This is a genomic window from Nocardia sp. NPDC004582 (genome assembly GCF_053602115.1).
Genome location: NZ_JBSGCY010000187.1, coordinates 1 through 10,595, shown reverse-complemented (window position 1 = coordinate 10,595; position 10,595 = coordinate 1). Strand labels below are relative to the sequence as shown.

At 68.3% G+C, this 10,595-nt stretch carries 11 protein-coding genes and 1 pseudogene; 8 read left to right on the top strand and 4 right to left on the bottom strand.

Annotated elements, in window-relative coordinates:
- The 5 genes and pseudogenes from ACWELJ_RS31180 to ACWELJ_RS31160 form a co-directional block, all read left to right on the top strand.
- A pseudogene (locus ACWELJ_RS31180) lies at positions 1-224 on the top strand (AraC family transcriptional regulator); the annotation flags it as partial.
- A gap of 357 nt (positions 225-581) precedes the next feature.
- On the top strand, positions 582-3,719 hold the full coding sequence (locus ACWELJ_RS31175) for a protein kinase domain-containing protein (protein WP_452369677.1): 3,138 nt from the start codon (positions 582-584) through the stop codon (positions 3,717-3,719).
- Positions 3,720-3,849: 130 nt separating this feature from the next.
- Positions 3,850-4,278 carry a Zn-ribbon domain-containing OB-fold protein gene (locus tag ACWELJ_RS31170; RefSeq protein ID WP_452369676.1) on the top strand — a complete coding sequence of 143 codons (429 nt, stop codon included), beginning with the start codon at positions 3,850-3,852 and terminating at the stop codon, positions 4,276-4,278.
- Entirely contained in the window at positions 4,275-4,598 is a 324-nt protein-coding gene (locus ACWELJ_RS31165) for a hypothetical protein (RefSeq protein WP_452369675.1), read from the top strand. The genes ACWELJ_RS31170 and ACWELJ_RS31165 overlap by 4 nt, the downstream gene beginning before the upstream one ends.
- Complete coding sequence (locus ACWELJ_RS31160; RefSeq protein WP_452369674.1) at positions 4,595-4,723, top strand: hypothetical protein; 129 nt, start codon at positions 4,595-4,597, stop codon at positions 4,721-4,723. The genes ACWELJ_RS31165 and ACWELJ_RS31160 overlap by 4 nt, the downstream gene beginning before the upstream one ends.
- Before the next feature lie 177 nt (positions 4,724-4,900).
- On the opposite strand, the gene ACWELJ_RS31155 is transcribed toward ACWELJ_RS31160, so the two are convergent.
- On the bottom strand, positions 4,901-5,419 hold the full coding sequence (locus tag ACWELJ_RS31155; protein ID WP_452369673.1) for a hypothetical protein: 519 nt from the start codon (positions 5,417-5,419) through the stop codon (positions 4,901-4,903).
- A gap of 147 nt (positions 5,420-5,566) precedes the next feature.
- Here ACWELJ_RS31155 and ACWELJ_RS31150 point away from each other — a divergent pair, with 147 nt between their 5' ends.
- Positions 5,567-6,229, top strand: a complete 663-nt coding sequence (locus ACWELJ_RS31150) for a TetR/AcrR family transcriptional regulator (RefSeq protein WP_452369672.1) — start codon at positions 5,567-5,569, stop codon at positions 6,227-6,229.
- 28 nt (positions 6,230-6,257) lie between these two features.
- Here ACWELJ_RS31150 and ACWELJ_RS31145 read toward each other — a convergent pair whose 3' ends face one another.
- Positions 6,258-6,740 carry an adenosine-specific kinase gene (locus ACWELJ_RS31145; RefSeq protein ID WP_452369671.1) on the bottom strand — a complete coding sequence of 161 codons (483 nt, stop codon included), beginning with the start codon at positions 6,738-6,740 and terminating at the stop codon, positions 6,258-6,260.
- Positions 6,741-6,857: 117 nt separating this feature from the next.
- A complete protein-coding gene (locus ACWELJ_RS31140; protein ID WP_452369670.1) occupies positions 6,858-7,829 on the bottom strand; it encodes a DUF1259 domain-containing protein in 972 nt (323 codons plus the stop codon).
- Between the two features lie 85 nt (positions 7,830-7,914).
- Between ACWELJ_RS31140 and ACWELJ_RS31135 the strand changes: the two genes are divergently transcribed.
- On the top strand, positions 7,915-8,637 hold the full coding sequence (locus ACWELJ_RS31135; protein WP_452369669.1) for a response regulator transcription factor: 723 nt from the start codon (positions 7,915-7,917) through the stop codon (positions 8,635-8,637).
- Entirely contained in the window at positions 8,634-9,971 is a 1,338-nt protein-coding gene (locus ACWELJ_RS31130; RefSeq protein WP_452369668.1) for an ATP-binding protein, read from the top strand. The genes ACWELJ_RS31135 and ACWELJ_RS31130 overlap by 4 nt, the downstream gene beginning before the upstream one ends.
- 57 nt (positions 9,972-10,028) lie before the next feature.
- Here ACWELJ_RS31130 and ACWELJ_RS31125 read toward each other — a convergent pair.
- A partial coding sequence (locus tag ACWELJ_RS31125) for an NlpC/P60 family protein (protein WP_452369667.1) occupies positions 10,029-10,595 on the bottom strand: 567 nt, incomplete at its 5' end.

The following is a 10,595-nucleotide window of genomic DNA, read 5'->3' as shown; positions in this document are numbered from 1 at the left end:
GCCCGCGCACCCTGCAGCGCAGGCTCGCCGAGGCCGGCACGACGTGGCGACGTGAGCTGGACCGGGCCCGCTCGGCTCGCCTCGGCGCGGCGCAGGCAACCGGGCCGCTGAGCCGGGGCAAACAAGCACAGCTGCTGGGCTACGCCGACGAGTCCTCCATGCGCCGGGCCGCCTTGCGCTGGGCGGTCACCAACAGCACGCACCGCTCGCCGATCCAGCCGTGATCGATCGACCGTCGACACCCGCTCATCCGACACTGCCACGAAGGTGGGATCCCGACGCCTCCGTACACGTCGCCGGTCGATTCTGCCCGCCAGCTGCACGGACACCGTTCGGATCCACCGTGAATCATGTTCCTACGCAGCGTGTTCCAGACCGGATCCCGACCGCTGCCCATGGGGCACACGGTCGCGGTCGCGATCTCGTCGTCGCCGCCGGCACCGCGGCGGGCAGCCGTCAACCACGTCGTCCACCGAATAGCTGCATGTCTGCTATTCGACGGCGCTAGGCTGGACACCGTCGAAAGGTAAGTCGATCATGCTCGATGCTCGCAGCCATACCGTGAGGATGGCGCGCGGCCGATGATCGACGACGCCGCGAAACCTCTCCGCCGGGATATGAGCCCGACGGTAGCGGAGGAATTGCGTGATCTCGGCTTCGAGAACGCCGCAGAGATCGGTCGCGGCGGTTTCGGCGTGGTCTACCGCTGCCGGCAAGCGGGCTTGGATCGCACGGTCGTGGTGAAGGTCCTGACCGGGGATCTGGACCGCGAGAGCCGGGCGCGGTTCGTGTGGGAACAGCAGGCTCTGGGCCGGCTGACGGGGCATCCCAATCTCGTCACCCTGCTGGCGACCGGTGTCACCAGCGGCGGTCGGCCCTACCTGGTCGTGCCGTATCACCCCGCGGACTCGCTCGACGCACGGATCCGGCAGCGGGGTTCGCTTCCCGTCGACGAGGTGCTGAAGGTCGGGGCCGGGATCGCCCGGGCGCTCGAGAGCGCGCATCGGCTGGGCATCGTGCACGGCGATGTGAGACCGGGCAATATCCTGTTCCCCGAGTATGGCGAACCCGCCCTGGCCGACTTCGGAATCGAGTGTGTCCCAGGCGGTGTCGAAGCCACCCCCGACGCCCCGACGGCATCGCCCGGCACTGCGCCGGAAGCTGCCGAAGGCCACGGGCCGACTCCAGCCACCGACGTCTACGGGCTCGGCGCCGCCCTGCGCTACGCCCTGACCGGACCGGCCGCCCCCGAGCCGCACGGCGGCGACCTGCGCGCTCGCGGCTTCCCCGCCGACGTGTGCGCCCTCGTGGAAGCGGCGATGCACCGCGATCCCGGGCAACGACCCTCCGCGGCGGAGCTCGGCGCGACCATCGGGCGGATACGACAGCGCGCCGCCTCGCCGCGAACCACCGGACCCAACCGCACGCTGCTGCCCGAGCTGACCAGCTTCATCAACAGGCGCGCCGAGTTGAGCGCCCTCAAGCAACTGCTGACCGTATCGAGGCTGGTGACGCTGGCCGGGATGGGCGGCGTGGGCAAGACCCGGCTGGCGCTGCGGGCGGCCTCCGCGGCGCAACGCGATTTCGCCGACGGGGTGTGGGCGATCGACCTCGCCGACGTGCGTGACCCGTCGCTGGTGGCTCCCATCGTCGCGGCCGCGCTAGGTGTGCGGGTCGATTCGGCTCGGCCGGTCCACGACGCCTTGGTCGAGTTTCTGCGATCCCGGGAAACCCTGCTCGTCGTCGACAATTGCGAGCAGGTCGCCGGGCCGATGGCGGGCCTGGCCGAGACGTTGTTGGCGGAGTGCCCGGGATTGCGGATGCTGGTCACCAGCCGCGAACCGCTGGATATCGGCGGCGAAGCGGTGCAGCGGCTACTGCCGCTGAGCGTTCCCGCCGCCGGTCGCGAGCCGACGCTGCGGCAGCTGCGCAAATACGATGCGGTGACGCTGTTCGCCGATCGCGCCGGAGCGGTCGTGCCCGGCTTCGAGCTGACCGAGGAGAACAAGGCCGCGGTGGCCGGGATCTGTGCTCGGTTGGACGGTTTGCCGCTGGCGATCGAACTGGCGGCGGCTCGGATGCGCACGATGTCGCCGGACCAGATCCTGCAGCGACTCACCGACCGGTTCGCCCTGCTCACCCGGGGGCACCGCACCGCGCCGACCCGGCAGCAGGCCCTGCGCTGGTGCATCGACTGGAGCTATGAGCTGTGCACCCCGGCCGAGCAGCGGCTGTGGGCCCGATTATCGGTGTTCGCCGGCGGTTTCGAACTCGAAGCCGTCGAGGCCGTGTGCGGCGCCGATGCGGACGCGGCCGAGGAACCACTCGACGTGCTGTCCTGGCTCGTGGACAAATCCGTGGTGATCCGGGAGGAACCCGACGGCGCGGTCCGCTTCCGGATGCTCGACACCGTCCGCGACTACGGGCAGGACAAGCTGCGGGAGGCAGGCGCGGACGAGCAGCTCCGGCGCCGGCACCGGGACTGGTACCGGCGGCTGGTGCTCGACGCCGAGGACGACTGGATCAGCGACCGCCAATGCGACTGGATGGCCCGGCTCGACCGCGAGCAGGCCAATATCCGCGCGGCGCTCGAATTCTGCATGTCCGACCAGACCGAGCAGTCGGCCGAGGCCGGGATGCGGATCAGCGCCGCCTCCCTCACGTTCTGGAGCTTCCGCGGCTTGTTCGGTGAGGGCCGCCGCTGGCTCGAGCGCGCCCTGGCCCATCCGTGCGCACGGTCGACGACCGACGAGGTCCGGGCGCTGCACGCCGGCATCTTCATGGCCACCCGGCAATGGGACCTCGAGACCGCGGCCGCCCTGCTCACCCAAGGGCGAGTGCTCGCCGAGCGCGATCCCACACCCATGAATCAAGCCTTGATCGCCTACGCGGAGGGCGATCTGGCGCTCTATCGCAACGACCCCCGGCACGCGGTGTCGTGTATCAATCGAGCCATCGAGGTGCTGAGCTCCGAACCGCGAGGATGTCTGCACGTCTCCGCGCTGCTGTTGCTGGGTGTGGCCTACGCGCAGCAGGGCGACGCCGAGCATGCCGCCCGGTGCTATCAACGGATCCTGTCCATCACCGAGGAGTGCGGGGAGTCGCTGTTCCGGTCGACCGCGCTGGGAATGACCGCGATCGCGGCGTATCAGCAGGGTGAGGGCTCCCGCGCCCAGGATCTGCTGTGGGAATCGCTGCGACTCAACCGGCGCGTACGCAGCCTGCTCGTCGCGGCGCTCGATCTCGAGGTGCTGGCCTGGATCGCCGCCGGCGCCGACGATCCGCGAGCCGCGGTGCTGATGGGCGCGGCGGCGAACATGATGCGGACCGCCCCCGGCGTGGCGATCTACTTCCCCCAGATGGTCGAAGCCCACCTCGACTGCGAGCGTGTCGTGCGTGGCGCGCTCGGCCCGGCGCGCTTCGATGCGGCGTGGCGACGCGGGCGGTCGATGCGAGTCAACGCCGCGGTCGCCTACGCCCTGAACGAAGAACAACCGGCCGACGCACCCCGCGCCGCCGCGACGACTTTGACCAAACGGGAACGCCAGGTGGCGGTTCTCGTGGCCGAGGGGCTCACCAACAAGCAGATCGCGGCCCAACTGGTGATCGCTCAGCGCACGGTCGACGCGCACGTCGAGCACATCCTCGCCAAGCTCGGGTTCAACGCTCGCGCCCAGGTCGCGGCGTGGATCGTGGACGCGGCACAGCCCGGGCGCTGATCGCGCGCCCCGCGTTTCCGGGGCAAAAATAGGTATACCCAGTGGCCATTTCACCGTCGTGCACATAACCCCCGACAGACGATGCTGAACCGAAATCCACCAGCACCGGTCCACGGAAGGGTTCGGTTCCATGTCACTAGCGAATGCCCAGTACGCAGCGGGTGTCCTCGACGACGACGCGCGGGGTGTCGAAGAAACATTCGCCATCCGGCGTTGCGCGGCCTGCGACAAGCTCTTCGGGCCGTTCACTCCCGCCTGTTCGGCCTGTGCGTCCGGTGATCTCGACTGGGTGCCCTCGTCCGGCGCCGGTTCGATCGTGTCCTCACGAATGGTGTACCGCCGGGGTGATCCGCATGGCGTGTCGACACCGTTGACCATCGCGATCGTCGAACTCGACGAGGGCCCGTGGGTCTACACGTCCCTCGAAGGTGAGGTGCCGCTGATCTACGTCGGGGCGGTGCGCGTGTACTTCAAGCCGAGTCGCCGTGAGGACGGATTTCCGGTCTTCGAAGTGGGCACCACCTCGGTGGCCGGCCGGGTGGACCGACCGCGTCGATGACTGCCTTGCTGCCGCTCGCCTACGGATACGTACGCGACGACCTGCTGAGCAACCGAGACCCGAACGTCAGCGACAGCATATTGCGAGCCGCCGCGAAGTCGCTCGGGTACGCGCTCGGCACGGTATTCCATGAGCTGGGTGCGCAGACCGCGACGCTGCCCCCTGTCTTCGTCGATCTCGTCCAGGAATGCCGGCGGGCCCGAGCCTGCACCGTGCTGACGCTCCCCGGACATCTGCCGGGCACATCCGTGTGCCGCAAGGTCCTGCTCGCGATCCTCGAGGCTCGAGCCGAAGCCGCGGTGCAGGAAGTCCGGCCATGAGCGTCATCTCCGCGCCGCTGATTCCGGTGGCGATGCTGGTCATGCTCGGGTGCCGGGTCCTTCAGGTCACCGAGGCGGCCTACTACCGGTGGCGCCACCGGTTCGGCGGCCCGCCCGCGCCCTAGACCCGCATGAGAGGTTCGCCGTCGGCTCTCCTCCGACGGCGCCGCGCGGGTGCGGCCAGGCGGGCTCGGTGACGTTCGGTCAGAACCCGAGACCGGCGTGATCCGATCAGCAGCTCGCCGGTCCGGAGCGGTTCGGGCAGATACCCCGACGCGACCGCGATCCGGTCGCGTGGGCCTTCAGCCTGCGGGCTGGGTCTGCCGGATGCCTCGCCAGCCGAGTGGGAGCTGGACGCGCCCCGCCCGGATGTCGCTGATGAGGTGGGCGTAGCCGTCACGAACTTCGCCGAGGTGAACCCAGGCCGAGTGCCGGAGGTCCTCGCAGTCACTGTGCAGCACGGTCCACCACGCTTCGGCGTAGGTCTTGGCCACGTGGCTGATGACCTCACCGAAGGTGTGCGTGTGGCGGCGGGCGCAACGGCTGTGGCGGACGGAGGCCGCGGCCCAGGAATTGATCTTGTCGATGACCTTCGCGATATCGGCCCACAAAGCGGCCTCGGTGACCTCGGGCGCGTTCCGCCGCGGATTCAGAACCGCCGAAATCAATGCGGCGTGCAGATCGCCAAGCTCTCGCGCCCAGGTGACGAGCGGGAACGGTTCGGCCAGTCGCCCGGCGATCGCGGCCAGGAGTTGCTCCGCCGACAACAAGGATTCGGAATCCGTGGCCGGGTCCTCGTATGCCGCTATACCCGCATTCATGCGCGCCCGCCGGTGGGGCTATCGGAGGAGCCGGTCATGCGATGCATTCGTGGGTTAATACTGACTGCGCACTCAGTCAACGACAGTGCACGCGGTCGATCGGTTCTCAGGGGTGTTGGAAAATGCGGACGAAGAGGGGCGGGATCGATGAATGAACGTGCGGCGGGACCCGGCAAGTCGGGTGCGATTCTCGATACCTTCACGCGCCATGTCGCCGAAAAGGGCTACGACGGAACGAGTTTCAGCGATGTAGCACGCGAGCTGGGCATCTCCCAAGGCTTGATCGTGCACCATTACGGCACAAAGGCGCGGCTACTGGAAGCGCTGCATGTCTCCTATATGCGGCGCCGTGTCGACGAAGCCGAACGAATCGTGTCGGCTTTCTCGACACCACCCGAGCAGCTGGCCGGGTTGTTGTATGCCGCCATGCTGTATCAGGTACACGACCGGAACCCGACCGTCGCATTCCAGCGCGAGGTCGCCCGATTCGGCCAGGAAGAGGAGGATTCCGAGGGGCGCAAGCTGCGCAGGTATTACATCGCAATCCTGCGCGGCGTGCTCGAGGCGGGCATCGCATCCGGCGACTTCCAGCCCGTCGACACCAGTATCCGGAGCTTGCTCATCTTCGGCGCCGCGCAGTGGGCGTGGACATGGTTCGAGCCGGGCGGGCGCAATTCCACCGAACAGGTCGGTGCTGACCTGGTAGATCTCACTCTGGGATCACTCTTGCGGAACAGGGCGTCGCTCCCGCGCCTGCGCGATCCCGACGGCGATCTCGTCGCAACGGTGATCAGAATCATCACCGCATGAGCGTCCCGACCGGCGGTGTAGCCGGAACTCAGAGTTTGTAGCCGATGGCGCGGAGCAGTCGGTGCCGGTCGGCGCGGTCGGTCTCGGTTTCGATCCCGAGGGGCGGCGCACCGTCGACGACGCCGATGATGCCGCGCCCGAGCGAGGTTTCCGCGATCAGGACCTCGACGGGGTTGGCGGTGGCACAGAAGACGGTGCAGAGCTCGGGGATATCGCGGATCGCGTTGAGAACGTTGACGGGGTAGCCGTCGCGCAGGAAGACGATGAAGCAGTGGCCTGCGGCGAGGGCGGTCGCGTTCTTGGTGGCGAGCTCGACGAGGCTGTCGTCGTTTCCCGACCAGCGGATCAGGCGAGGGCCGGAGGCTTCGCAGAAGGCCAGCCCGAACCGGAGTTGCGGACCGGTGCCGACCAGGGCCTCGTGCAGATCCTCGACGGTCTTGATGAAGTGGGACTGCCCGATGATGACATTGAGCTCATCGGGATTCTCGATGGGCACCGCTGTCAGTTCCATGCGGCTATCGTCCCTCGTCACGCCGCCGGGGAACAAGCTCCCCCCGCTCCGCGAGTTCCGACTACGGCCTGCGTATCCACGGCTTCTGGAGCGTACTGCACGGGACGACCCGTCCGATCACTTCGCCAGGTTGGTGGCGTCGAGCGCGGGGCGCAGTGCGTGGGCGAGCGTCACGGCGTCGTCGACGGCCCAGTAGTGCAGGAAGAAGATGTGCGGGTCGTCGGTGAGCATGTGGTTGTGCAGCTCGACCACGTCGATATTGCCTGTGCGCAGGGCCTCGATGACCTTGTTCACCTCGGTTGCGGTCAGGGCGAAGTCGCCGTTGATGGCGGCCTTGCCGCCGCCGAGAGGCTGGAAGTTGACGACGGTGGTCACGCCGAAGGTCGGTGGCAGGACGTGCCCGTTGTCGCTGATGGTGTCGGCGCGGGCGAGGTTGTACTTGAACAGACCACCGTCAGCGGTTCCCTTGTGGCCCATCGCGGCGTCCACGCCGGCGGTGTCGATATCGACCGGCGGTTGCTGGGCGGGCGGCGCGGCGGCGGGAGAGATCGCTGTTGCGGCGAGCACGGCCGCCAACTCCTTGCCCAGCCGCGCGGGATCGCCCATGGCCTGGAAGTGAGTCCACCAGACCTGCGGCGACTGTTCGAGCAGGTGTTTGTGCAGGGCGGTCTGCTGAATGCCGTTGGCATGCATCGTGTCGGTGACCTGCTGCAACTCGGCTTCGGTGAGCACGAGATCACCCATCATCATCGCGCCGTCATCGAATTTGCCCATCGCCGCGTAGCCGCCGAGGGACAGGCCGGGCTTGATGTCCACGCCCTGGGACTGCACGTGCAGATCCGAGCGGACCAGCGGGATCCGGTAGACGGTGTTGTTGTCGCCGAATGTTCCGGTACGCCCGAGCACGTCGGTGACCGGTTTCCAGTCGGCGTCGGTGGTAGCGACCGGTTTGTGGAGACCCCCAGTCGGCACGACCGCGGGGCTACCCGAGCGGTTGTCGCTGTTGTTCGAGCACGCCGCCAAACTCGCTACCAGCAGTGCGGCGCATGCCACCGCGGTGCGGACGGTTCGGCGAGCAGAATGAGGCATGGCGTTTCCTGTCGTCGCGGGGTGGCAGTGGTCGGGATGAGACGGGCTGCCTACCCAAGGTCTATCCGCCATTCATGAAGCTGGGATGAAGATGGGAGGCGGCGCACCGATGCGCGTGCTGGTCGTCGAGGACGAACCGAAGATGGCGCGGCTTTTGCGCCGCAGCCTGGCGGAGGAAGGCTACGCCGTCGATATCGCCGGCGACGGGCCCGACGGCTACGGCGCGGCAGCCAGCCGCGCCTACGACGTGGTCGTCCTGGATCTGCTGTTGCCCGGATACTCCGGGTTCGAGGTATGCAAACGCCTCCGTCGTGACGGCATCGCGGTTCCGATACTGATGCTCACCGCCCTCGGGGCCGTCCAGGACCGGGTGATCGGCCTGGACGAGGGCGCCGATGACTATCTGACCAAGCCTTTCCACCTCGACGAGCTGCTCGCACGGATCCGCGCCCTGATCCGGCGCGGCCCCGCCCCGCGCCCCACGGTGTTGTCCGTCGGCGATCTCCGGGTGGACACCGTCGCTCGCCGGTGCTGGCGCGGTGACACCGAAATCGGGCTGACGGCAAAGGAATACGCACTGCTCGAGATGTTCGCCCGGCAGCCCGGCGCGGTGCTCACCCGTGAGGTGCTCACCGAGCACTGCTGGGACTTCGCCTACGAATCGCGATCCAACGTGGTCGACGTGCATGTGCGCGGGCTGCGGGACAAGATCGACCGGCCCTTCGGGGTCAGCTCGGTCGAGACGGTCCGCGGCGCCGGATATCGACTGCGCACCGACGGCGGTCGAAGCGGAAGCCTCACACCATGATTCGCCGCTGGCCCCTCCGGATTCGGTTGACCGTCGCGTTCACCCTCATGATGGCGATCGTGCTGGCGATCATCGGCTTCGCCACGGTGTCGCACGCCCGGACCTTCCTCGACCGGGCGGTGACGGAATCGGCGATCTATCAACTGGCCGAACTACGCCCCCTGGCCGCGGCCGTCGAGCCGACCCTGCCCGGACCCAGCCAGGACACCGCCGTGCAGGTACTCGATTCGAACGACCAGGTCGTCGCCACAACCGCGGAACTGCGAGCGAGGTCGGTACTTTCACCGTCCGAGCTGGCCACCGCGCGCCGCGGCACGCTCATCGTCGACCACCCGACCGCGGGGACGCTCGAGGGACCGGTGCGCATCGCGGCGACCGGGGCGCCGAACGACAGAGTGGTGGTCGTCGCCGTCACCCTCTCCGACCGGGACGCGGCCGTCGACGATCTCTCGCGCGAACTCGCCGTCGCTTTCCCCTTGGTGCTCATCGCCGCGGCGGTCGGCGCGTACTGGCTCGCGATGGCGGCGCTGCGGCCGGTCGAACGGATGCGCGCCCGTGCGGCGGCCATCACCGAGGTCGATCCGGCCGCACGCCTTCCGGTCCCACCCGCGAACGACGAGATCTCGCGCCTGGGAAACACATTCAACGATCTGCTCACGCGCCTCCATGCCGCGGTCGACCGCGAGCGCCGATTCGTCGCCGACGCCGGTCACGAACTGCGCACTCCGCTCGGGCTGCTCACGACCGAACTCGAACTCGCGCTGCGCCGCCCACGTGGCAACGCGGAGCTGACCAGCGCCTTGCGGTCGGCACTCGACGAGGTCGAACGCTTGTCACGGCTGGCTCAGGCCATGCTGGCGGCGACCGCCGACAGACCCCGCGACCCTGGCGACCCGATTCCCGAGGTGAATCTCCGAGATGTGCTGGAGGCAGCGATCATCCGTCACGGCGACGCAGCTCGCGACATCACCCTCGAATGTCCCGCGGACGTACGGGTTCGCGCCGATCCCGATGACCTCGATCGGATCGTCACCAATCTCCTCGACAATGCTCTCGAACATGGCGCACCACCGATCGAAATCCGCGTCGAAACCACCGGCTCGACCGTGCTCGTCCGGGTCCGTGACCATGGCCCCGGAATGGATCCCGACTTCCTGCCGCACGCCTTCGATCGGTTCAGCCGGGCCGACTCCGCGCGCACCCACGGCGGCAGCGGCCTGGGTCTGGCCATCGTGAAGACGCTGGCCCTGCGCATCAACGCTCGCGTGACCGCGACCAACCATCCCGACGGAGGATTGGTGATCACGCTCGCCTCGAGTGCGACCGGGGATTGAAGCTGCTACCGGGTGGATTCGAATTCCACAGCGCCGCGAAGGTGCGGCGGGGGTGGGTCAGGAGATGATGCGGACGGCGTAGGGCATGATGCCGTCTTCTCGGACCGTGGAGACCTTGACGACGTCGCCGGATTGCGGGGCCTCGATCATCTTGTTGTTGCCGATGTAGAGGGCTACGTGCTGGGAGCCGCCGGGCCCCCAGAAGAGCATGTCGCCGCGGGCGCGTTCGGAGACGGGAACCCTTGTGCCCATGGTGTATTGGTAGCCGGAGTAGTGGGGTAGGGAGACGCCGACGCCGGCGAAGGCGTAGATCATCAGGCCCGAGCAGTCGAAGCCGGTCTTGTTGTAGTCGCCGTAGCTGTCGGCGGTGCCGCCGTCGCGGATGCCGAGGGTGGGCCCGTCCTCGTCGCCGCCGCCCCAGGCGTAGACGACGCCGAGCTGGGACATGGCGCGGTCGACGACGGTTTCGATGAGCTCGGAGCGGGAGCCGCTGGGGCGGGTGGTCTGGGTGTCGGAGCGGTTGGGCTGGGGGCGGCGCGGGGGCGGCGAGGAGTCCTGGACCTTGTGCGGGCGATGGCTCTGGCCGACCTGGTTGGCGCGGTCGGCGGCGGCGCGGTCGGCGGC